Here is a 21,811-nt window from a genome sequence, read left to right on the forward strand (position 1 = left end):
TCGCTGCTCGAAATCGGTGATGGCGTGTTCGAAGTGCTGTCGACCAATGGCGACACGTTCCTCGGTGGTGAAGACTTCGACCTTCGCATCGTCGATTTCCTTGCAGCCGAGTTCAAGAAGGATCAGTGCATTGACCTGAAGACCGACAAGCTCGCCTTGCAGCGCCTCAAGGAAGAAGCCGAGAAGGCCAAGAAGGAACTGTCGTCTGCCAACCAGTACGAAGTGAACCTTCCCTTCATCACGGCGGACGCCACAGGCCCGAAACACCTCAACATCAAGCTGACCCGCGCCAAGCTCGAAAGCCTTGTCGAAGACCTCGTCAAGCGCACCATCGAGCCGTGCAAGAAGGCCCTGAAAGACGCTGGCAAGACGGCAGCCGACATTGACGAAGTCGTCCTCGTTGGCGGCATGACCCGTATGCCTGCCGTTCAGGAAGCGGTGAAAAAGTTCTTCAACCGTGAGCCCCACAAGGGTGTGAACCCGGATGAAGTCGTCGCCCTCGGCGCGGCCATCCAGGGCGGCGTTCTGCAAGGCGACGTGAAAGACGTGGTCCTGCTCGACGTGACGCCGCTTTCGCTTGGTATCGAAACGCTGGGCGGCGTGTTCACACGTCTCATCGACCGCAACACGACGATCCCGACCAAGAAAAGCCAGATCTTCTCGACGGCTGATGACAATCAGGGTGCCGTGACGATCAAGGTTGCTCAGGGCGAGCGCGAAATGGCCGCAGACAACAAGCAGCTCGGCCAGTTCAACCTCGAAGGCATTGCGCCAGCCCCGCGTGGCCTGCCGCAAATCGAGGTTACGTTCGACATCGACGCCAACGGCATCGTCTCGGTCTCGGCCAAGGACAAGGCCACCGGCAAGGAACAGCAGATCACCATCCAGGCGGATGGCGGCCTGACGGACGAGGACATCAAGAAAATGATGGCCGACGCCGAAGCCAATGCCGGTGCCGACAAGGCTCGCCGTGAACTCGTCGAAGCCAAGAACAATTCCGAAGCCCTGATCCACCAGACCGAAAAGCAGGTCGAAGAGCATGCCGACAAGGTCTCCGCGGAAGTGAAGACTGAAATCGAAAAGGCCGTTGAAGAGCTCAAGGCCGCGCGTGAGACGGACAATGTCGGTGACATCCAGGCCAAGCACCAGGCCCTGATGACGGCTGCCATGAAGCTTGGCGAAGCGATCTATGCCAACCAGCAGGAAACCGAAGCTCATGCCGATGCGTCTGCTGATGCGTCTGCCGACAGCGACGATGTCGTCGATGCCGACTTTGAAGAAGTCGACGACGCCAAGGGCGCCTAACCTTCAGATTCCTCCCAGAATCGGAAAAACCCGCCGGAGCGATCCGGCGGGTTTTTTCTTTGTATTGTACGGCCCCCCGGGGGTCGTGCTTTGCGTTCAGGCGCTAGACCAGGAAGCGCACGCCAACCATCGTGCCCTTCTGCCAGACCTTCAGGCAGGAATGGCGCTGCGTCTTGCCGTTATTGGAGTTCAGGACGAGAAGGCCGAATTCTGCCGGCGGGGTCCAGATATCCTTGAGCAGGAGAAGCGCGCCCGACAGCGACATGTCACGAATGGTGACGTCAATTGTGCTCGTCTGGTTCTTCAACTCGATCCGGCCCGATTTCAGGGTCCGGCGACGCGTCTGATCGCGGGCCTCGAGAGGCCGATCATCCGCATTAATTTCTATAGCATGTTCCATACGAAATTTACGCGCAGGTACATGTTCGGTTCCGCCGCAAATGCAGTGACGGGTCTCGCGGCGCCGGCCTAGCCAGCCTGAACAGCCGCGATCCATTGCTGTATCAGCCCTGGCAGGAGCGGCCGGGCATGTTCCAGATCGTCGGCATTGCGAATGGTCACAATGGCCCGAATGTCCGACGTCCATTCGAGCAGGCCGGTCGTGTCCTCCAGAATGGGCGGCGCGCCTTGCGTCTCCTTGCGCCGCGGTCCGCAATGGAAGATGAGCCTGATGCTTTTCTTGTCCGAAAAATCGAACGTCAGCACATGCTCGCCGCCGACCGTATAGCTCGGCGCGTTCCATTTCAGGGATTCGGGCATATCCGGCGCCGTCGCAAGGATGATGTCGCGCAGGGCCTGCGCCTCCGCCTTCCGGGGATGGTCAAGGGCGTCCATGAACCCGTCGGGCGTCTGCGCAGGTGCCTTTGCCATTTACATCGTCACCACGACCTTGCCCATCGCCTTGCGGTCCATCAGCTCGCGGATCGCGTCTGAGGCCTTTTCGATCGGGTAGGAACTTGAAACGTGCGGGCGGATCTTGCCGTCGGCATACAGTTTGAACATGTCGGCACAATTGGCGGCATGGCCCTTCGGATTGCGCGCCACGGCGGCGCCCCAGAACACGCCGCGAATATCGCAGCTTTTCAGCAGGGTCAGGTTCAGCGGGATTTTCGGGATACCGGCCGGGAAGCCGATCACGAGATAGCGCCCTTCCCAGTTCATCGCGCGCAAGCTCGGCTCGGCATAGTCGCCACCGACCGCGTCATAGATGATGTCGACTCCGCCGCCACCGGCTTCCTTGATGTCTTCGGACAGCTGTTTCTGCTGCGCCCGGTCAAGGCTGCCCGTTGGATAGATCAGGCCCTTGTCAGCGCCCTTGGACAGGCAGAAATCCACCTTCTCCTGCGTCGAACAGGCCGCGATGACCGTCAGGCCCATCGCCTTGCCGAGTTCCACGGCGGCAATGCCGACGCCGCCGGCGGCACCGAGTACGAGCAGGGTCTCGCCCGGCTTCGGATCGGCCCGGTCCTTCAGGGCATAATAGCTGGTGCCATAGGTCAGGATGAAGGCCGACGCCTCGTCGAACGGCATATTGTCCGGAATCTTCATCACGCCATGGGCGGCTGCCACGGCATATTCGGCCATGCCGCCACTGCCGGTGGATCCCAGGACCCGGTCGCCCGGCTTCACATTGGTGACGCCTTCGCCGACGGCCTTGACGATGCCGGCAACTTCGCCGCCGGGGCTGAACGGGCGCGGCGGCTTGAACTGGTAAAGATCCTGGATCATCAGCACGTCGGGAAAGTTCACCCCACACGCCTTTACCTCGATCAGGACCTGGTTCTTGCCGGCTTCCGGCATGGCCACATCCTCGACCACGAGCGTCTCCGGCCCACCCACTTCTTTTGACAGCACAGCTTTCATGTTCCGGCGTTCCTTACCTTGTTGTTTCTTCTACCAGACGGTAGCGGTGTGGCAGGCATAATCCAAGTGTGACGTAAGGGAGATGGGCAGAATGGCGAACAAATGGGCCCTCGTCCTGCACGGCGGTGCCGGACCTATCTTCGGTCAGGACTATTCGGCGCAGGAAAAACACATCGCGAACCTCCTCAAAGCGGGCGGCAAGCGCCTCGCCGACGGCGAAACAGCCCTGGATGTGGTCGAATCCCTTGTCGCGGCGATGGAGGCCTCCGGACTTTACCTTGCCGGCAAGGGCGCCGCCCCCAACACCGCCGGCGAATACGAGCTCGACGCCGCCATCATGGACGGGCGCACCCGCAATGCCGGCGCGGTCGGCGCGTTGCAGGGCGTGCTGAGCCCGATTGCAGCGGCTCGCATGGTGATGGAACGCACCCCCAATGTCCTGATCGTCGCTGCCGGTGCCCGCCGCCTCGCCGATGCCGCAGGCCTCGCTACGGTGGACGATCCCGACGCCTATTATGTTCCCGTCGACGAGCGCACCCGCCAGGTCGGCGTGCCGGATGTCGGCACGGTCGGCGCCGTCGCCCTCGACCGCTATGGCGACATGTCGGCGGCAACCTCGACTGCCGGCATCATGAACAAGACGCCCGGCCGTATCGGTGACACGCCGGTGATCGGCGCTGGCACCTGGGCCGACGAGCGCTGCGCCATTTCCTGCACCGGGCTGGGTGAATATTTTATCCGCGCCAATGCCGCCGCTGACGTATCGGCCCGCATTCGCTATGGCGGCTCCGCGCTGGAACCGGCTGTGCAGGGCGCGCTCGACGACGTCAAACGCCTCGGTGGCGAAGGCGGCATGATCGCGGTCTCGGCCGATGGCGGCATGACCGCCCTGTTCAATTCCGGCGGCATGAAGCGCGGCATGACCGATTCCGACGGCCGGTTCGAGGTGGCGACGTTCCTGTGACACCGCTGTTCTGGATATTGCTGGGCCTCGGCCTGTTCGCCTTCGTCCTGGCTGTGCAGATGCGGATGATCGTCTCGGTCGCCCTGCGCCGGGCGCTCGCGGCGAAATTCGGCGGCCTGCCGACCAACACGGCCTACCGGCTGGCCGTGGTCGAAGCCGCCGCGCCCGCGCCTGCCAGCGAGGCTGCCCTGCACCTCGCCCACACCTATCCTGCCCCCCTCTCGCACCTGCGCCTCGCCCGGCGCGCCTGCCTTATTGCACCGCTCTTCATCCTGCTTGTCCTTGCAGCGGGGCGGCTTGTTCTCGGAGTGATCTGACATGCGTGGATATTTCTCGATCGGCTCGGAACGCATCTCCAAGCCGATGAATCTCGGCGCCCTGATGCGCACCGCCAATGCCTTTGGCGCAAGCTATGTTTTCTCGATCGAGGCCGGGCATCGCCTGCGCGACGCCTATCAGGCCGACACATCGAAATCTGCCGGGCAGATCCCCTACTACCAGTGGGACTCGATCGACGAGATGCAGATGCCGCGCGGCTGCCAGCTGGTCGGCATCGAATTGACCGACGATGCCGTCATGCTGCCGACCTTCCGCCACCCGCCACAGGCCGCCTACATTCTCGGACCCGAGAAGGGCAACCTGTCGGACGAGACGCTTGCCCGCTGCGCCCATGTCGTGAAAATCCCGACCAAGTTCTGCATCAATGTCAGCCTCGCGGGCGCGCTGGTCATGTATGACCGCCACCTCTCGATGGGCGGCTATGCCCCGCGCCCGATCATGCCCGGCGGCCTCGGTGGGGACGGCAAGCCTGCCGGTCACGGGCGCGACTGACCCTGAAAGCACGGGACAGGCCGCCTCGTTTCTGATAACGTTCTCATACGAATTTTTCGGGGGGACTATTTAATGTCAGCTGAGATTGCCTGGCCGGTAAAGGCGCGTGAACTCCACAGCCATCATTTCGATTCAACCATCTGGAACGATCTCAAGTTCCGCGATGATGACATTATCATCGCAACCTATGGCAAGGCCGGGACCAGCTGGACCCAGCAGATGATCGCCCAGATGATGTTCGGTGGCGACCCGGAACTGGCCGTCGCCGAAATGTCGCCCTGGCTCGACCTGCGCGTTCCACCGAAACAGGTGAAACTGCCGGAAGTCGAAGCCCAGACGCACCGCCGCTTCATGAAAACCCACCTGCCTGTCGACGCGCTCGTCTTCTCGCCGCAAGCCAAATATATCTATATTGGCCGCGATGCCCGGGACGTTGTCTGGAGCCTCTACAATCACCACGCCAATGCCAATGACCTCTGGTATGACGCCCTCAACAATACGCCGGGCCGCGTCGGGCCGCCGATCGAGCGGCCACCGGAGGACATCCGGCAATACTGGCAGGACTGGATGGACAAGGACGGTTTCCCGTTCTGGTCATTCTGGGAAAATGTCCGCAGCTGGTGGGCGATCCGCGACCTGCCGAATGTCATGATGATCCACTTCGCCGACCTGAAACGCGACATGCCCGGCGAGATGCGGAAAATTGCCGCCTTTCTCGATATCGATATCGACGAGGCCCGCTGGGACACGATTGTCGAATATTGCACCTTCGACTGGATGAAGGCGAACGCTACCAAGAGCGTTCCCCTCGGCGGCGCCTTCTGGGATGCCGGCGCCGAGGTCTTCATCAACAAGGGCGTCAACGGACGCTGGAAAGACACGCTGACAGCCGACGACAATGCCCGCTACGACGCCATGGCGAGATCGGAACTCGGCGACGCCTGCGCGCAATGGCTGCAGACGGGCCAGCGCGCCTAGCGTCGCCCGAGTATCCGCTGGACCACGCCAAGGGCGCCGGTCAGGCGAAATGCCCCGTCGCGCACGATGAGCGCAAAGCAGACCTCGCCTGCATCGCCAACGGGCCGGTGTGTATCTTCAGGCCCTTTGACGGCCAGGTCGCCCGGCCCGAAACTGCCGGACGAATCCGTGTACCCGCCCGTGACGACGAGGGTATATTCCTGTCCACCATGCGAATGGCGCGGAATGGCGGCATCAGGCTGGATACGATAAAGTTCCACCTCCATCTGGCTGCCAACATCCAGGGCAATACGGTGAATGCCGGGCGCCGCCGTACTCCACGTCTCGTGGTTCCCGGAGACGGCGATGGCGTACCTCAGCGGCTCTGGCAGCTGGTCCATCTCACCGTCGTCGACGGGACCGCCCGCTTGTGGCGCCGGTGCCGACGCTTCCAGTGCATCGATCTGCGCCAGCGCACTTTCCAGGGCCCCGGCGCGCATCGGGGCCGGTTCGGTCATTTCAAGAAAGGCGCCCGCCACGGCTTCGCTTTGTCCCACGGCGTCTTTGATATCGGCCCGCAACGCGCCCTGGGTTTCGACAAGCAAGGCAAGCCCGGCATCAAGCGTACCGGCCGCATAGGCGCTGAAAAGTTCGCTGAACGGCAAATCATTCTGGCGGGTCATGCGGCATCTCCTGGTGTCGGCGCGAAAGTGCTATTCAGGGTCATCAAGGCCTCCCCTCAGGCGGGCCAGTGCCAGCCGGATGCGGCTCTTTACCGTTCCCAGCGGCAGGCCATGGGACCGGGCAATTTCGGAATGCGAAAGGCCGTCATAGAAGGCAGCCTGCAGCAGCGCCAGCTGTTCTTCCGGCAAGGTGGCGAGCTGGGCGCGCACCTGTTCTTCCATCTGCATCCGGGATACGGCGCTGTCGGGTTGTTCGGCTTCGGCCGGCCGCAGCATCGGTTCGTCCGGCTCCAGCGGCGGCTTCGTCGTGCGCCGCTGCACATCGATCCGGCGGTTTCGGGCCACCCGGAAAATCCAGGTTGAAACCGACGCCTGCTTGCGATCATACATGCCGGCCTTGCGCCAGACTGTCATCATCACGTCCTGCGTCAATTCCTCTGCCTCTTGTTCGCCAGCCCCCAGGCGCAACATGTACGCCTTCAGGCGCGGGGCAAAGAAGGCGAACAGTTCAGCGAACGCCTCGCGCGATTGGTCAGCGGCGATACGCGCCATGCAATCAGCGTGGCGTTCGCGCTGCTCCAGGTCAGCGGTGTGGACAATCGGCGCGCTCAAGTCTGGTCCCCTTGGCCCATCAGTCAGCCACTATCGGTTGTGGGCTGGCCGGACGCAACCACATAGCCTGTGATTCTGCATGGATGCGATAGGTGTGAAAACGTCGTAGTTTGGCCTTAACTCTGATGGCATAAGACTGGGCCTGAAGCTTGCCACGGGGATTACGTTTAAACCATGCGATATCATTTGCCGCGCCACAATCGACTCGCCGCTCTCGCCGCACTGGCCGCCATCACGATCCCGTGTGCCTATGCCGAACCCACGGCCATAGGCCGCTATAATGACTGGTCCGTCTTCACGGAATCCAGCGGCGGCGAAACCGTTTGCTATGCCGCCACCACCGCCACTGACAAGGCGCCCCGCTCGGCCAATCACGGCGAAGTCTGGTATTATGTCACCAGCTGGAAATCAGGCCGCGCCCGCAACCAGCCGAGCCTGAAGGTCGGTTTTGACCTGCGCGAGGACATGGCTGCGAAGGCCAGCATTGGCCGCTCGTCCTGGACGCTGTTCGCGGTCGGACCGGAAGCCTTTGCCGATGATTCCGATGATCGGCGCATTGTCGATGCCCTCAAGAAGGGCTCCGAGCTCCGCGTCGAAGCCGTCTCCGCGCGCAACACGCAGGTCGCCTACCACTTCTCCCTGAAGGGATCCGCCGACGCCATCGACAAGGCCGCCGCAATCTGCCGCTAGTCAGGTTCGGGCATGCCGAACTGGCCGGGCCGACGGCCCTCGGCCGTCGCATAAGGCGCCAGTATTTTCGGCAAGTCGGCGGCATAGTCGCCACTCGTGGCCAGTGGCCCGGCCAGGCGCACCGTACGCTTGCCATAGTCGAGCACCGACATCAGCAGCGGCACGCCAGCCGAATGCGCGATATGGTAATAGCCGCTCTTCCAGTCCGTATTGCGTGATCGGGTGGCTTCCGGCGCGACGGCCAGGAACAGGCTGTCGGCCGCATCAAAGGCAGCGTGCATTTGTGAAACGATATCATTGGATTTGGATCGCTCGACCGGAACGCACCCGCTACGCTTCACCAGCCAGCCCAAAGGCCCCGTGGTCAGGGACTTCTTGCCCATATAGCTGAGCTTCACCCGGTACCAGCCCGCCACAGCCAGCATGTCGAACCCGTCCCAGTTGGACGTATGCGGCGCCGCAACGACGACCATTTTCTGGTTCGGGGGCCAGTCGTCGAGCAGGCGCCAGCCACCAAGCCACAGGTAAAAGCCGCACAGCAGATGCACGATTTCAGATCCGATTCCGCGATAGGGCGCGGGGCGGCCAAACCGCTTCGCACCGGGATTCGAGAGAGAGTCTGGATTCGGCATCGCGACACGTTCCACACTTCGACACCGATTGGCCAGAGTGAATATGGCCAGCGGTGACCTATTCCTCTATGACCGCAGCGAAACGGCCCGGAGAGCCCGTCCCATGAATGTCGGTTTTGTCCTGTTCCCGAATGTCACCCAGCTCGACTTTACCGGGCCATTGCAGGTGCTGCACCGCATGCCGGGTGCCACGACGCACATCCTGTCAAAGACGCTGGAGCCCGTGCCGAGCGATTGCGGCCTGTCGCTTGTGCCGACCGGCACCTTTGCCAATGCGCCTGCCCTGGACATGATCGTCGTGCCGGGCGGTTTCGGCGTGGTCGACGCCATTGGCGACACCGAGACACTCGACTTTGTCCGCTCTGCCGGCACGGCCGCGACCTATGTCACGTCGGTCTGCACCGGCGCGTTCCTGCTCGGCGCCGCCGGTCTGCTCGACGGCAAGCAAGCGACGACACACTGGGCGTACACGTCTCTCCTGCCACTGGTTGGCGCCACCCACGCGCCCGGCCGCTGGGTGAAGGACGGCAATACCTATACGGGCGGCGGCGTGACAGCGGGCATCGACTTCGCGTTCGGCATCATCGCCGATGTCTGCGGCCAGCAGGTCGCCGAAGCGATCCAGCTCGCTATCGAGTATGACCCGGCGCCCCTGACCAATACCGGCCACCCGTCCCGTGCCAGCGACAAGCTGATGGCCATGATGAACACGCGCTATGGCGCCCCGGTCGATGCCATGCGCGTCGCCATCTCCGGCTAGCACAAAAGAAAACGCCCGCCAGCGCGAAGCTGACGGGCGTCTTGTCTGTCGGCCTTTTCAGGCCCCGGATCAGCTTTCGGTGATCGGTGTCAGGATGATCTCGACGCGGCGGTTGGCGCGGCGGCCAGCTTCTGTGGAGTTGTCGGCGATCGGCTGGGTCTCACCCATGCCATAGGCCTGGAGACGAACCGGGGTCACACCCTGGTTGATCAGGTAGCCTTTGACCGAATTTGCGCGACGCTCGGACAGGGCCTGATTGTAGGCATCGTCGCCGTCAGAGCTGGCATGGCCGATAATGTCGACAGCGGTCGACGGATAGTTGACCAGCGTCGTCGAAACATCGTTCAGCGACTGGTAGAAGCCGGGCAGGATTTCTGCGCTGTTGACGTTGAACGTCACATTCGACGGCATGGTCAGGGCAATCTGGTCGCCATTACGGGCGACTTCGATGCCTGTACCAGCAGTGGCAGCGCGAAGCTCGCGCTCCTGCTTGTCCATGTAAGCGCCTGCGGAGGCACCGGCGATGGCGCCAACAGCTGCGCCGATGGCGGCGTTGCGGCCATCATTACCACCTGCGAGCGTACCCAAGCCGGCACCGGCGATGGCGCCTGCGGCTGAGCCAATCATGACGCGGTTGCTGGGGCCGGTTTCACAAGCGGCGGGGATCATGGCAAGCGCGAGCGCGCCCAGAACGAGATATTTCATGGAGTTCCTCCAGTTTTGGGCGTCATTTCGCAGTCAGCCCCGTTGAAAGCGTTATTGTAATACGCGTAGCCGGGCTTTCGGTTGCACGTGTGGCGAATTAATGGCTGCCACATTAAATCGTGTTCATATTGCCCTGCCCTCGGCGGTTCCAGCACCGAGTACCCCATGCTATAGCGCGAATTCATGACAATCACACTCGACCTTTCACAGCGGCCCAGCCAGCCTAAAGCCCCACAATCCCTCGCGGGCATGCCCCTGCCTGCCTTGAAGGCAGAACTTGAGGCGATGGGACTAGACCCCAAGAAGGCCTCGATGCGCGCGAAACAGATCTCGCGCTGGAGCCAGTATTTTGGTTCGACCGATTTTGACGTGATGACCGATATCGGCAAGGAACTGCGCGCCGAACTGGCATCGCGTTTCACGCTGGCGCGTCCCGAGATCGCCGATCACCAGGTATCGAAAGACGGCACGCAGAAATGGCTCGCCCGTTTCGCGCCCGGCGTCGAAGGCGAAAGCGTCTATATTCCCGGCGTCGGAATGAGTGGCGGCGCGCTCTGCGTGTCCTCCCAGGTCGGCTGCACGCTCAATTGCACCTTCTGCCATACAGGCACACAGGCCCTCGTGCGCAATCTCACCGCGCAGGAGATCACCGCCCAGGTCATGATTGCCCGCGACGCACTCGGCGAATGGCCGTCCTCGACCGAAGACCGCCGTCTCACCAATATCGTTTTCATGGGGATGGGCGAACCGCTCTACAATCTCGACAACGTGGCGGCCGCCATCGACACGATTTGCGATGGCGACGGCATTTCCATCGGCCGGCGTCGTGTCACCGTCTCCACCGCCGGCGTCGCTCCGAAACTCCAGGAACTGGGCGAGCGCACCAATGCCATGCTCGCCATCTCGCTGCACGCCACCAATGACGACCTGCGCAATGAACTCGTTCCCATCAACAGGAAGTATGACCTGAAAACCCTGTTCGAAGCGATCCGCGCCTATCCGGGCAGCGGCAATTCGCGTCGGGTGACGTTCGAATATGTCATGCTGAAAGGCAACAATGACACGCCGGCAGAGGCGCGCGACCTTGTCCGCCTGCTGCGCGGCGTGCCGGCCAAGATCAACCTGATCCCGTTCAATCCGTGGCCCGGTAGCCCGTATGAATGCTCCGACTGGGAGACGATCGAGGCCTTCGCTGAAATCGTGAACCAAGCCGGCTATGCCAGCCCCATCCGCACACCGCGTGGCCGCGACATCGCCGCCGCCTGCGGCCAGCTGCGTTCGGAAAGCGTCAAGAAGTCCGCCGCCGAGAAACGCCGCGAAGCGCTGGCCGCCGAAGCCGCGCCTGGCGCCGCCAGCTAGGTCATGCACGCGCCGCCGCGCGCTTTACCAATGCCAGGAACGCGTCATGTTCCGGCAGTTCACCCCGACTTTTTGCGATCAACTCACGCATGTCCGGCACCTGTATCTGGCCGGAAACGGGTCCATCGACATATTTCATCCCGTGCAGGACAAATTCATAGCTGTCCTGCGCAAACAATCTGTCCGCCCCCGGAAAGTCAAACTGGGTGGGTGACCGCCGCTTCCACAATTCAAGCCGGTCGCGCAAATCGTCCAGCACAGCGTCGTCGGCTGTCGCCGCGCGCCAGAACGGTGTGTCCCGGCGTTTCGACGTCACATAGTGCAGGTTGAGGAAGCCGAGGATCTCGTCATAAAGTTCGTCGGTGATCCGGTTGTAATATCGCGCCGTCGCCTGCGGCGCCGCGCTGAAATCCTCCAGCATGGTCGCAATCGCCAGTCCGGCGAACTCGATCAGGTAGAGGCCCGACGATTCTAGCGGCTCCAGGAAGCCGTCAGACAGGCCAACGGCCACGCAATTGCCCTTCCAGCTGAGCTGGCGCTTGCCGCTTGCGAAACGGATGTGGCGCGCCTCCAGCGTGTCGCTATGCGGGCCTTCATGCTGGCGCAGGGCAGCCTCGGCGGCGTCGTCGCTCAGAAAGCTGCTGGAATAGACATATCCGATGCCTCGGCGGGTCTGCAGATTGATGTCCCATTGCCAGCCGGCAGCCCGGGCCGTGGCCTGGGTATAGGTCAGTATCCGTGGCGGCGTGTGCACGTCATAGGGTATGCGCATCGTCACAGCCCGGTCACACAGGAGGTATTTGGCGAAGGACTTCATCTTCACGCCAAGCGCCCCGCCCAGCAGGGCAGACCGGAACCCGGTGCAATCGATGTAAAGGTCTGCCGTCAGCGTCTCGCCCCGGTCGGTCTGGACCGATTCAATCAGCCCCTCGGGAGACACCGCCACGTCGGTGACATTGGCAAGCGTCTGCAAAATGCCGCGTTCGCGCCCGAACGCCGCCAGCCGGTTGGCCAGTTTGATGGCGTCCAGGTGATAGGCATAGGGAAAGCTGCCCTGGTATTGCGGATGGCGCGGCGACTTCGGCGCGATATTGTGATCGGCAAGCTGGGTAAGCGCCGAGAAGCTCCGGTCAAACGACAAATTGTTCTGCGCTGACCAGCGGCCGACGGAACTATCCGTCTGGGGCCGGCGCCTGCGATCAAACGGGTGGTCGTAGGATTCGCCCAGGTTCCAGTCCTTGAACCTGATGAGCGTCTTGAATGTCGCCTCGGCCGAAACCAGCACATCCTGCTCAGGCAAGCCAATATCATTCAGCGTGCGCCGGATCGTCGGCACGGTCGCCTCGCCGACTCCGATTGTGGGAATGTCGGGCGACTCGACGAGCGTGATCTGCGTCTTGCGCCCCGCGCGCTGGCAATGCGCATTCAGCAGATTGGCCGTAATCCAGCCGGCACTGCCGCCGCCCACGACCAAAATTGACTGAACCATGCCCCTACCTCTGAAACGCCGTCTGGCGGACAGTCTTGACGGGATCATCATCGGGGTCAATTGCAGGCCGCACGGGTCTGCGACTACGCGATGGCTGCGTGGCAGCTTTCACCGCCTAGTGAAGTTTCGTAATCTTCAGCTTGTCGATCTTGGCCCGCGTCTGGATTGATTCCTTGGAGCGGGTCATCGCCTTGCTGATTGCATTCAGGCTCATGCCCTTGCCGACCAGAAGATGCAGTTTCTGAATCTCGTCAGTGGTCCAAGCCTGACGGTGGCGTTCGAATCTCTCTGCCATGCGTGTGTCCTTGTCCTGGCCGCCAACACAGCGGGCCTGAGACGCCAGTTTAGCCCATGGAAGGCCGCTTCGCGATGCCTTATCTGCGGGCCGCCATGCCCGGTTACACAACCCGTCGCAAGGAACCATCGCGGCCAGCGGGAACCATGTCAGCCGGGCGAGCGTCCGAGACCGCGCTTTCGCGCCGCTTCAGTATCCCGGCTTCGACGAGGTCTTCAGGCCGCTTCGGGCGGCTGAAGAGAAAGCCTTGCAGTTCCGAGCTGCCTTCAGCCTTGAGAAATTCGGCCTGACTTTCCGTTTCAACGCCCTCGGCCGTCGTGCGCATGCCCAGGCTGAGCGCCAGGCCGACCACGGACCGGACGATTGCCGCACATTCGCCGCTCGATTCCATTTCCTGGACGAACGACTTGTCGATCTTGATCTTGTCGAACGGAAAGATCCGAAGCAGGCTGAGCGACGAAAATCCTGTCCCGAAATCATCGAGCGAAATCGTGACGCCCAGCTTGTGCAGCGCATGCAGTACGCTGAGGCTCTCTTCCGTGTCGTCGAACAGCACCGTCTCGGTGATCTCGAAGTCGACGCGTTTTGGATCGACCCCGGTTTGCGCCAGCGCATGGGTCACCGTCGTGATCAGCGACCTGTTCCTGACCTGCAGCGGCGACAGGTTGATCGATATCCTGGTCGTTTCATCCCATGTCGCAGCTTCGTGAAGCGCCTCGCGGATAATCCAGTCGCCCACTGTCGTGATCATCCCTGCCTGTTCCAGGACCGGCACGAACAGGTCAGGGCCGACCGAGCCGCGCGTCGGGTGAGTCCACCGGATGAGTGTCTCGAACGACCCGAACCGTCCCGACTCGACATCGATGATCGGCTGGTAGTGCAGGCTGAATTCATTGTTCGCAAGCGCGTCACGCAAGTCGATTTCCATCGCGATGCGCTCACTGACATCGTGGTTCAGGTTCGCCTCGAAGACGCAGGCGGTATCGCGTCCCGCCGCTTTCGACGCCAGCAGCGCCAGGTCGGCAAACTTGAGCAATTCGGCGGAGGACACAGAATGTTCAGGACACAGCGCAATCCCGACACTAACGCTGGACTGGGCGTTCGCTCCGTCAATGTCGACCGGTTCGGACAGGGCCTGCTGCATCGCCGTGGCCAGCGCCATGGCCTCGTCGCGCCCGGCAATGTTCTGCTGGAGAACGACGAATTCATCGCCGCCAAAGCGGGCGACCACGTCATCCGGGCCCATCAATTGCCGCAGCCGCTCGGCCGTTGCTTTGAGAAACTGGTCGCCTGCGGCGTGGCCATAGACGTCGTTGATTGTCTTGAAGCGGTCCACATCAAGAGCATGCACGGCAAAATGCGATCCGGCCTTCGCGGATTCCATCACAGCCGATTCGAGCGCGTCGATCAGCATCTCCCGCTTCGGCACACCGGTTAGCGCGTCGTAGTGAGCAAGGTCGTAAATCTGCTTTTCAGCCAGGCGCTTCTCGGTAACGTCAGACGCAACGCCCCGGTATCCTTCGAACGTGCCGTCATCAGCGAAGACAGGCTTTGCCGATATGCGCCACCAATCCGTCCGGTCCGCCCGCAGCACGGGCAGGCAGATATTGTTTATGTCCCCGTTGACGTCGAGTGCAGTCTTGAGACGCTCCATTTCGGGGTGGGCTTCCAGATTCATGGCGTCAAAAAAGCTCGCCATATGCTGCTGTTCGAGATCGGCGATCGAAATGCCGCATCGATCGGACAGGACCTGGGACGGCCTCAAGAGACGGTGGGCAGCGTCTGTCTCCCACAATGTGTCGGATGCCGCCTGCTCGAATTCATTGAGGAGAAGGCTGATCAGGCTGGTTTTTTTACTGAGCTGGCTCGACTGCTCCTTCATTTGCTCCTGCTGGAGCCACAAATTGACGTAATTCGAATAGTTCCAGAATATTGCAAGAACTGAGATCACGGTGAAGCAGATGAACAGCGTCAGCATCATCAGGCGCGGGGCCTCGGGCCCCAACATCAGCAAGCCAATCGACATGCCGATTGCCAAGGACATCACGAAAGCGGTGGCCGCGGCGGGCACGGTGGACAGCACATAAGCCGCCCCGGTCATCATGCCAAGGGTTGTGCAGATAACCATCACCATGTCGAACCCCTGTACCGTCGGCAGGAACAGGAGCGGGCACAAGGCCCAGGCCCATCCGAGCACGGCGGATTCGATGATTGGACGGTACAGGTCCTGGACGGGGCGCGGCCGGGCGCCTCTCGTCGATCGCCTCACGTGCAGCCACATACGCAGCCCGAGCAGGCCCATGACGAGCATCAGACCTGCCCAGATCAGCAGAGTCATCGATGGTGCGTGACGAGCCAGGTATATGATGAGAAAAGCCGCATTGAACGAGCTGGCGGCCAGGCCGTACGGCACAACTTCGCGCATTGTCTGGATCTGCTTGCCGCGGACTAGAGCGGCATGTTCGGGCGTCATTTTGGCGCGGCCCGAGCCAGCATCCAGCAGCGTCACTATACTCAATATCACAGCCACCACTCCCCGGCTCCATGGACTGCCGACCATCCTGGGCTTGAGCAGAGCGATTATAGTTACCGCATAGGATAAAAAAATGATTTAAACCTAAAATGGAAAACATCGGCATTTTATAAGAACATTATTGGGAACTTGGGATGGCGATACCTGATTGCCCCTGTCTGGAATTCGCCACGAAGCGGCTCTAGACTCCGCCAATGATTTTCCCGCACCTCTTCCCCCGCCTGGCTTCCCCCCTGATCGTGCTGGCGGCCATTCTCCTCGCCGCCTGCTCGCCGGCGCCCGCACAAGCTTGCACGCCGGTCAGCTTCGACGGCGCACCCTACACTGTGTGCACATTCGACACGGCCGGGGCCGACATCCGCCTCTTCCTCAACGATCCCGACGGCGCACCCTACGGCCAGTTCGACCGCCTCGCCGACGCGCTTGAATCAGAAGGCAAGACCCTCGCCTTCGCGATGAATGGCGGCATGTATCATGACGACCGGCGCGCCGTTGGCCTCTATGTCGAGGAGGGCCATCAGGTCGCCCCGCTGGTCCGGTCCGCCGGCCCCGGCAATTTCGGCATGCTCCCCAACGGCGTTTTCTGGATCGACGGACCGGCTGCGGGCATTGCTGAAACCAGTGCCTATGACACACGCTTCCCCGTAACCCAGCCGCGCTTTGCCACCCAGTCCGGCCCGATGCTGGTGCTCGACGGCGCGCTGCATCCGGACTTCAATGAGGACGGTCCCAGCCGCAAGCGCCGCAACGGCGTCGGGCTCAGCGCCGATGGCCGGCAGGTCTATTTCGCGATCAGCGATGCGCCCGTGAACTTCCACAGCTTCGCCCGGCTCTTCCGCGACCAACTCGGCACGCCAAACGCGCTCTATCTCGATGGCGTCGTGTCACGTCTCTACGCCCCGGATCTGAAGCGCGACGAATCCGGCCTCGACATGGGCCCCATCGTCGCCGTGGTGGAATCGCGCGCCGCCGCGCCCTGACACATTTCGGCCTCGCCCCTCCCCTATGTTAGCGTGAGGCTGAAACAGGAGCAGACGCCATGGTCGCCGATACAGTGTGCGTTATTTTCGGAATCTACGCCCTCGCCGCCGGGCTCGGCATGGTGATCGAGCCGGGCCGGGCGACCCGCGTGCTCGACGAGTTCGAGACCAGCCCGGCGCTTGTCTATGTCACCGGCGCCTTCTTGTTCTTCCTCGGCGCCACCGTGCTCGCTCTCGTCGACGATTTCGCCACAGTTACGCGCGGCATTACGACGATCCTCGCGGCCGGCATGATCATCGAGAGCCTGCTTATGCTGGCCTGGCCGAAACCGATCTTTGCGCTCGCCCGCTGGATGGTACCGGAAGACGACCATGTACGCGGCTTTGGCCTCGTCACCATGGCCTTCGGACTGGTCATCGCCGTACTGGGCATCGTATAGGGCCCTATGGCTGCAAGACATTTCACGCAGGGCAATCATATGCCGAAATACCTGAAATACACGGCGATACTGCTTGGCGTCCTGATGGGGTCGCTTCCGGCGATCGCACAGGGCACATGCGGTGACGATCACGCCTCCATCGTGCGCCGCGCGCTGGAATCCCGGCTGGAGGCTGAATCCAGTGCTGTGGTGTGGATGAAGAGCAACAAGCAATTCGAGCTGGACAGCTGCGAAGCAGCCGATGATGGCGCGCGCGGTCAGGGCACGCTGTCCTTTACCGGCACCGACGGCACATCCTACTGGGTCAAGGGACGCGTCAGGCTCAGCAGTTCAGGGCGGGTCATCTCGAACGAATTCTATGATTCCAGCAACAGTTTCCAGACGCTGGCCGTCCTCAAGGCAGGCGCTGCGGCAGCTGCCGCCGGGGGCTGCTCTGTGTCCCGCGACTGCGACTAGGGCCGGCACCCGGGTTGCGTTGTATCCGGAATTGGCATCATTTCCGGCGTGAAGCTTAACCCGCAAGACTGGTGAAAATGTCCCAACCACCCCTCACCCTTTACGGCCTGAAAAATTGCGACACGTGCAAGAAGGCCATGGCCGCCCTGACGGGGTCAGGCCGCGAGGTCGCCTTCGTCGATATCCGCGCCGAGACAGACCTGCCTGCACGTGTCCCCGCCTGGCTGAAAGCTGTCGGCGCGGAGAAACTGGTCAACCGCCGCTCGACGACATGGCGCGGCCTCACGACCGCGCAACAGGCCCAGGCCCTCGGTGACGACGCCGTTGCCCTCCTGATTGAACACCCCACGCTGATCAAGCGCCCGGTCATCGACACCGGCGCCGACATTCTCGTCGGCTGGGACAAGGGCACAGAGCAGGCATTGCAGGCCTGATCCGTCAGAAGCGCGCATACCCTGCAGAGGAATGAAATGCTGCCGGCCGCGTTGACAGTCTGGCCCGTGCCAACAGGTCGCGTCCTGATGCATTGACTTGAAACCACCCGTATGGCGCAACCCGCGCAACGGAGGCCCCATGTCATTCACGATCCACATTCCGACGCGCTTCAACGGCCCGCCGAAATCGGCCAATGGCGGCGTCGCGGCTGGCCTCGCTGCACAGGCAATTGACGGCCCCGCGGAGGTTTCCCTGCGCGCACCGCCACCGCTCGACACCGATATGCAGGTGGTTGCCAGGGGTGACGACTACGAATGCTGGCATGACCAGCAGCTCGTGATGACCCTGCGGCCCGCCGCGCCGCTGTCACCCGTCCCGCCAGCGCCCTCGTTTGACGCGGCCCGCGCCGGACGCAGCCACTTCCCACCCCTCAAGACGCATGCGTTTCCCGGATGTTTTGTGTGCGGGCCCGACCGCGCGCATGACGGCCTTTGCATCTTCGCCGGACGGCCAGATGGCTTTGACGGCGTAACGGACATATGGACACCGCAGGCCGATCTCGGTGACGCGGAAGGCCGCGTGCGCCCGGAAATCCTCTGGGCGGCGCTCGATTGCCCCGGTGCTTTCGCCGTCGGCTTCCAGAACCGCCCCATGGTGCTTGCCCGCATGAGCACCCAGCTGCACATGCGGCCGTCCGTCGGCGAGGAACTGGTCGTTGCTGGCTGGCACCAGTTTGACGATGGCCGCAAGCATGGCGCGTCAACGGCGATCTTCACGCCCGATGGCCAGCTCGTCGCCCAATCGGAACAGCTTTGGATCGAACTCAGGCAGCCTGCCGCCTAACGCCGCCGGCGCGGATTTTTGTAGAGGTCGTCTTCGTGGCGGTCGAGTTCCGGCACGAGCCGGCCGCCATGCACCTTTTCCGTCAGCTGGCGGACATGGCGGCGCGCCTGGCTGTTGAATTTCAGCATCGCGCAGAACAGCTGCAACACACCTTCCAGCCGGGCATTCGCATGTGCGCTGTCCAGCGTCACTTTCCAGGCCCCACCCAGATTGATGATGCGGCTGTCGAGCTGGCCGATCTTTCGGCCCTTCTGGTCATACAGCGTATAGTCAGACCCGATGCAGACAATGTTCCGGCGCAGCTTGTAGAAGCGCGGCCCGTTCTTCGTCTGCAGGAAGAAGGAATATTTCTCGGGAAACAGCGGCCAGTGATGGGCTGAGCGTTCCAGCTGGATCAGCTGGTCATGCCGCGCCAAGTTGATCGAATAGGCCGGCACCGGCATACCGCCCGCGCCCAGCGACAATTGCATCGAGCGCCCGATCAGCATTTCGATCGTGCCGCGCCAGTGCAGGTCCTCGGAAAACAGTTTGATCACCAGCCGCCGCTTGAAGTCCTTGTTGCGTTTCCACATCTCGTGGCGATAGGCGATCAGCGCCTCGCGCTTCCCGTTCACCACCGTCTGCCCGAAAATCTCCATGTCCTTGGTGAACTGGTCGGACGCCGCCTCGTTCTGGGTGCGCTTCATGATACCGATTTCGGCCGTATTGAAGTCGGTCGCCCAGAAATCCACCTTGAATTTGCGGGTCTTTACCGGCGTTTTCGTGCGCGGCGTCAATTCGTCCGCCGTAAGCGGTACATGCAGCGGCGCATGCGCAGATCCATCAGCCATGATCGTCGCCTCCATCTGTTACAGTGCCAGATGAGACCCTTGATGGTGATCAGGTGTCAGGATTTGGTTAACAGGACTGCGCCCGATGTTAACCAGTGCACGGAACGGCCCATGGCCTAGCTGGGCGTCATCATCTCGCCAAGGCGCGAAAGGGCGCTCTCCCAGCCTTCCTGCACGCCCTCCAGCAGGTCTGCGCCATCCAGCGCCGCTGTCTGAAGGGTCAGCACAAGGCGCGTTCCCTGCCCGTCCGGCTGGAATTCGGCTGACACCAGGCAAGCGCCTTCGATGGCGTCCATGGAAGCAATAATCTCGGTATAGATGATACGCCGGTCGGTCACGATATCATGATACCGCCCACGCACGATGGCGATGGCCTGGTCACCCATCATGCAGGTGCTGACATCTTCTCCGCCGACAGAAAAATCGGCCGCATCAATGCGCAGGTCGATCTCGTCGGATGGCGATCCCCAGATACGGCGCATTTCGGGGTCCGCCCACGCGCCGAACACGCGCGACGGGCTGGCCGTGTAGGTTTTTTCAATCGTCACGGTGCCGTGGCGGATCGTGTCATGGCTCATGTCTGCTTTCCTTCTGTGTCAGTCGCGTCGAGAATATCGCCCAGCCGGTCGAGACGGGCCGCCCATGTCTGCTGGTAACGGGTGATCCACGCATCAAGCTCTGCCAGTCGCGCAGTCTCCAGCCGGCATCGCCGCACCCGGCCTTCCTTGCGGGTCGAGACAAGGCCCGCCGATTCCAGCACGCGCACATGCTGGAGAAAGCTCGGCAGCGCCATGTCATAGGGGGCCGCCAGCTCAGCGACGCTCGCCTCGCCAAGGCTCAGCTGCGCCATCACGCCCCGCCGCGTGGCATCGGCCAGCGCATGAAAACCACGATCCAGCGCGATAGGGTCAGGCGAATGATACTTAGTCATATGCCTTTCTATCTGGCCCGATGACGCCCTGTCAACACACTTAGGTAATCACCTTTGTATTGTCGTCTCGCGCCCACCTCTTTCTTTTGGCCTCCAAACCGCCTATTCTTCACCCATCCGAGGGGTGTCCGGCATGGGGCCGGGCTGAGAGTTACCCTTTGAACCTGATCCGGCTCATACCGGCGCGAGGGACGGAGACTAGAATGACGCTCGACGCGTTCACAGCCTTCTGCAAATCCCTCCCCCAATCGACCTATGTCTGCCAGTGGGGCGGCAGCCATGTCTGGAAGATTGGCGGCAAGGTCTACGCCATCGCAGGCGACGACAACGGCGAGATCACCGGTGTCTCGTTCAAGGTCACGCCCATCGCCTTCCATATCCTGAAAGAACAGCCCGGCTGCCGCGGCGCGCCCCACCTTGCCTCGCGCGGTATGAAATGGATCCAGCGCACCAGCGCCGAAACCATGTCCGATGACGAACTCCTCACCTACCTGCGCGACAGCTACCGCCTCGTCGCCGCAGGCCTGACGAAAAAGCTCCAGAAGGAACTCGGCCTCTCGCCGGCCGTCCCGAAAGGCTTCCCGTCATGAGCCGCCTGACTGCCGCTCCGCCCGCGCCCGCCAATGTGCAGGCCGTCCTCGACGCGCTGCCCGCCGCCCCGCGCGCCTATCTCACCCAGCTGCGCACCCTCATCCGTGACACGGCCAGCAAAACGCCCGGCGTCGGCCCGCTCACCGAGACGCTGAAATGGGGCGAGCCCGCCTTCCTCACCGAGGCCACGAAAAGCGGCACGACGATCCGCCTCGGCTGGAAGCCCGCCACGCCAACCACCGCCCAGCTCCTCGTCCATTGTTCCACCACGCTGGTGAACGAATGGCGCGATCTCTATGCCGGCACGCTCGCCTTCTCCGGCACCCGCGCCATCCTGCTCGATTTGACCGCGCCCCTGCCGCGCCCCGAACTCGCCCATTGCATCGCCATGGCCCTGACATACCACTCCAGAAAGCAAGCCTCATGAACAAGCCCGCCGACCAGTCCGCCTTCGAGACGCCCAAAGTCACCACCGGCCCGCTCCCCGCCAGCCGAAAGGTCTACACCCATCCGCCACAGGCGCCCGATATCTCCGTGCCCCACCGCGAGATCGACCTGCACCCGAGCGCCAATGAGCCCGCCCTGCCCGTCTACGACACGTCCGGCCCCTATACCGACCCCTCGGTC

General features: G+C 62.3%; 28 protein-coding genes, 1 pseudogene and 1 riboswitch. Of the genes and pseudogenes, 16 read left to right on the plus strand and 13 right to left on the minus strand.

All coding sequences use genetic code 11. The features are described from left to right. The coding region (dnaK, locus tag AADA04_RS03110; protein WP_340691772.1) for a molecular chaperone DnaK at positions 1–1,305 on the plus strand (1,305 nt) is incomplete at its 5' end. Between the two features lie 103 nt (positions 1,306–1,408). On the opposite strand, the gene AADA04_RS03115 is transcribed toward dnaK, so the two are convergent. The 3 genes from AADA04_RS03115 to AADA04_RS03125 form a co-directional block, all read right to left on the minus strand. Then, complete coding sequence (locus AADA04_RS03115; protein ID WP_340691773.1) at positions 1,409–1,705, minus strand: PilZ domain-containing protein; 297 nt, start codon at positions 1,703–1,705, stop codon at positions 1,409–1,411. Positions 1,706–1,773: 68 nt separating this feature from the next. Then, the gene (locus tag AADA04_RS03120; RefSeq protein WP_340691774.1) at positions 1,774–2,175 is read right to left on the minus strand and encodes a DUF1801 domain-containing protein; all 402 of its coding nucleotides are present in this window, start codon (positions 2,173–2,175) and stop codon (positions 1,774–1,776) included. Continuing rightward, positions 2,176–3,168, minus strand: a complete 993-nt coding sequence (locus AADA04_RS03125; RefSeq protein ID WP_340691775.1) for an NADPH:quinone oxidoreductase family protein — start codon at positions 3,166–3,168, stop codon at positions 2,176–2,178. It abuts the gene before it with no gap. A 91-nt stretch (positions 3,169–3,259) separates the two neighbouring features. Here AADA04_RS03125 and AADA04_RS03130 point away from each other — a divergent pair, with 91 nt between their 5' ends. From AADA04_RS03130 to AADA04_RS03145, 4 genes are all read left to right on the plus strand, one after another. Next, complete coding sequence (locus AADA04_RS03130) at positions 3,260–4,132, plus strand: isoaspartyl peptidase/L-asparaginase (protein WP_340691776.1); 873 nt, start codon at positions 3,260–3,262, stop codon at positions 4,130–4,132. Then, a complete protein-coding gene (locus tag AADA04_RS03135) occupies positions 4,129–4,449 on the plus strand; it encodes a hypothetical protein (protein ID WP_340691777.1) in 321 nt (106 codons plus the stop codon). The genes AADA04_RS03130 and AADA04_RS03135 overlap by 4 nt, the downstream gene beginning before the upstream one ends. A gap of 1 nt (position 4,450) precedes the next feature. Further along, on the plus strand, positions 4,451–4,963 hold the full coding sequence (locus AADA04_RS03140) for an RNA methyltransferase (RefSeq protein ID WP_340691778.1): 513 nt from the start codon (positions 4,451–4,453) through the stop codon (positions 4,961–4,963). 72 nt (positions 4,964–5,035) lie between these two features. After that, positions 5,036–5,941 (plus strand): sulfotransferase domain-containing protein, encoded by a 906-nt coding sequence (locus tag AADA04_RS03145; RefSeq protein ID WP_340691779.1) that lies wholly within the window; start codon positions 5,036–5,038, stop codon positions 5,939–5,941. Here AADA04_RS03145 and AADA04_RS03150 read toward each other — a convergent pair. Further along, a complete protein-coding gene (locus AADA04_RS03150; protein WP_340691780.1) occupies positions 5,938–6,603 on the minus strand; it encodes a ChrR family anti-sigma-E factor in 666 nt (221 codons plus the stop codon). The two genes, AADA04_RS03145 and AADA04_RS03150, sit on opposite strands and share 4 nt — an antisense overlap. A 30-nt stretch (positions 6,604–6,633) precedes the next feature. Continuing rightward, a complete protein-coding gene (locus AADA04_RS03155; RefSeq protein WP_340691781.1) occupies positions 6,634–7,215 on the minus strand; it encodes a sigma-70 family RNA polymerase sigma factor in 582 nt (193 codons plus the stop codon). Between the two features lie 174 nt (positions 7,216–7,389). Here AADA04_RS03155 and AADA04_RS03160 point away from each other — a divergent pair, with 174 nt between their 5' ends. Then, positions 7,390–7,905, plus strand: coding sequence for an invasion associated locus B family protein (locus AADA04_RS03160; protein ID WP_340691782.1), 516 nt, complete (start codon positions 7,390–7,392; stop codon positions 7,903–7,905). Here the strand turns inward: AADA04_RS03160 and AADA04_RS03165 are convergent. After that, on the minus strand, positions 7,902–8,537 hold the full coding sequence (locus AADA04_RS03165) for a 1-acyl-sn-glycerol-3-phosphate acyltransferase (protein ID WP_340691783.1): 636 nt from the start codon (positions 8,535–8,537) through the stop codon (positions 7,902–7,904). The genes AADA04_RS03160 and AADA04_RS03165 overlap by 4 nt on opposite strands. A gap of 103 nt (positions 8,538–8,640) precedes the next feature. On the opposite strand from AADA04_RS03165, the gene AADA04_RS03170 reads away from it, so the two are divergent. Then, positions 8,641–9,297 carry a DJ-1/PfpI family protein gene (locus AADA04_RS03170; RefSeq protein ID WP_340691784.1) on the plus strand — a complete coding sequence of 219 codons (657 nt, stop codon included), beginning with the start codon at positions 8,641–8,643 and terminating at the stop codon, positions 9,295–9,297. Between the two features lie 69 nt (positions 9,298–9,366). On the opposite strand, the gene AADA04_RS03175 is transcribed toward AADA04_RS03170, so the two are convergent. Continuing rightward, the gene (locus tag AADA04_RS03175) at positions 9,367–10,002 is read right to left on the minus strand and encodes an OmpA family protein (protein ID WP_340691785.1); all 636 of its coding nucleotides are present in this window, start codon (positions 10,000–10,002) and stop codon (positions 9,367–9,369) included. 183 nt (positions 10,003–10,185) lie between these two features. On the opposite strand from AADA04_RS03175, the gene rlmN reads away from it, so the two are divergent. Then, positions 10,186–11,361: a 23S rRNA (adenine(2503)-C(2))-methyltransferase RlmN gene (gene rlmN / locus AADA04_RS03180; RefSeq protein ID WP_340691786.1), complete on the plus strand. Its 1,176-nt coding sequence runs from the start codon at positions 10,186–10,188 to the stop codon at positions 11,359–11,361. Between the two features lies 1 nt (position 11,362). Here the strand turns inward: rlmN and AADA04_RS03185 are convergent, their stop codons facing one another. From AADA04_RS03185 to AADA04_RS03195, 3 genes are all read right to left on the minus strand, one after another. Continuing rightward, the gene (locus AADA04_RS03185) at positions 11,363–12,850 is read right to left on the minus strand and encodes a tryptophan halogenase family protein (protein WP_340691787.1); all 1,488 of its coding nucleotides are present in this window, start codon (positions 12,848–12,850) and stop codon (positions 11,363–11,365) included. Between the two features lie 115 nt (positions 12,851–12,965). Then, positions 12,966–13,145 (minus strand): hypothetical protein, encoded by a 180-nt coding sequence (locus tag AADA04_RS03190; RefSeq protein ID WP_340691788.1) that lies wholly within the window; start codon positions 13,143–13,145, stop codon positions 12,966–12,968. 103 nt (positions 13,146–13,248) lie between these two features. Beyond that, on the minus strand, positions 13,249–15,669 hold the full coding sequence (locus tag AADA04_RS03195) for an EAL domain-containing protein (RefSeq protein ID WP_340691789.1): 2,421 nt from the start codon (positions 15,667–15,669) through the stop codon (positions 13,249–13,251). A 203-nt stretch (positions 15,670–15,872) separates the two neighbouring features. Between AADA04_RS03195 and AADA04_RS03200 the strand changes: the two genes are divergently transcribed. The 5 genes from AADA04_RS03200 (at position 15,873) to AADA04_RS03220 (ending at position 18,832) form a co-directional block, all read left to right on the plus strand. Continuing rightward, positions 15,873–16,658 carry a phosphodiester glycosidase family protein gene (locus AADA04_RS03200; protein ID WP_340691790.1) on the plus strand — a complete coding sequence of 262 codons (786 nt, stop codon included), beginning with the start codon at positions 15,873–15,875 and terminating at the stop codon, positions 16,656–16,658. 59 nt (positions 16,659–16,717) lie between these two features. Then, on the plus strand, positions 16,718–17,098 hold the full coding sequence (locus AADA04_RS03205) for a hypothetical protein (protein ID WP_340691791.1): 381 nt from the start codon (positions 16,718–16,720) through the stop codon (positions 17,096–17,098). Between the two features lie 6 nt (positions 17,099–17,104). Continuing rightward, positions 17,105–17,554 (plus strand): hypothetical protein, encoded by a 450-nt coding sequence (locus AADA04_RS03210; protein ID WP_340691792.1) that lies wholly within the window; start codon positions 17,105–17,107, stop codon positions 17,552–17,554. Positions 17,555–17,631: 77 nt separating this feature from the next. Then, the gene (locus AADA04_RS03215; protein WP_340691793.1) at positions 17,632–17,988 is read left to right on the plus strand and encodes an ArsC/Spx/MgsR family protein; all 357 of its coding nucleotides are present in this window, start codon (positions 17,632–17,634) and stop codon (positions 17,986–17,988) included. A 139-nt stretch (positions 17,989–18,127) separates the two neighbouring features. Next, on the plus strand, positions 18,128–18,832 hold the full coding sequence (locus AADA04_RS03220; RefSeq protein ID WP_340691794.1) for a hypothetical protein: 705 nt from the start codon (positions 18,128–18,130) through the stop codon (positions 18,830–18,832). Here the strand turns inward: AADA04_RS03220 and AADA04_RS03225 are convergent. The 3 genes from AADA04_RS03225 to AADA04_RS03235 all read right to left on the minus strand — a co-directional run bounded on the left by AADA04_RS03225 (position 18,829) and on the right by AADA04_RS03235 (position 20,593). Then, entirely contained in the window at positions 18,829–19,662 is an 834-nt protein-coding gene (locus AADA04_RS03225; RefSeq protein ID WP_340691795.1) for a hypothetical protein, read from the minus strand. The two genes, AADA04_RS03220 and AADA04_RS03225, sit on opposite strands and share 4 nt — an antisense overlap. Before the next feature lie 116 nt (positions 19,663–19,778). Continuing rightward, entirely contained in the window at positions 19,779–20,240 is a 462-nt protein-coding gene (locus tag AADA04_RS03230) for an SRPBCC domain-containing protein (RefSeq protein ID WP_340691796.1), read from the minus strand. Next, a complete protein-coding gene (locus tag AADA04_RS03235; protein WP_340691797.1) occupies positions 20,237–20,593 on the minus strand; it encodes a metalloregulator ArsR/SmtB family transcription factor in 357 nt (118 codons plus the stop codon). The genes AADA04_RS03230 and AADA04_RS03235 overlap by 4 nt, the downstream gene beginning before the upstream one ends. Before the next feature lie 110 nt (positions 20,594–20,703). Next, a riboswitch (TPP riboswitch) is annotated at positions 20,704–20,802 on the plus strand. Between AADA04_RS03235 and AADA04_RS03240 the strand changes: the two genes are divergently transcribed. The 3 genes and pseudogenes from AADA04_RS03240 to AADA04_RS03250 form a co-directional block, all read left to right on the plus strand. Further along, on the plus strand, positions 20,797–21,183 hold the full coding sequence (locus tag AADA04_RS03240; protein ID WP_340691798.1) for an MmcQ/YjbR family DNA-binding protein: 387 nt from the start codon (positions 20,797–20,799) through the stop codon (positions 21,181–21,183). Its footprint overlaps the riboswitch before it by 6 nt. Beyond that, entirely contained in the window at positions 21,180–21,611 is a 432-nt protein-coding gene (locus AADA04_RS03245) for a DUF1801 domain-containing protein (protein WP_340691799.1), read from the plus strand. Before AADA04_RS03240 ends, AADA04_RS03245 begins: the two co-directional genes overlap by 4 nt. After that, a pseudogene (locus AADA04_RS03250) lies at positions 21,608–21,811 on the plus strand (phosphomethylpyrimidine synthase); the annotation flags it as partial. The gene AADA04_RS03245 and the pseudogene AADA04_RS03250, both read left to right, overlap by 4 nt.

The sequence above is a fragment of the Hyphomonas sp. genome (assembly GCF_037969335.1).
Taxonomy (GTDB): Bacteria; Pseudomonadota; Alphaproteobacteria; order Caulobacterales; family Hyphomonadaceae; genus Hyphomonas.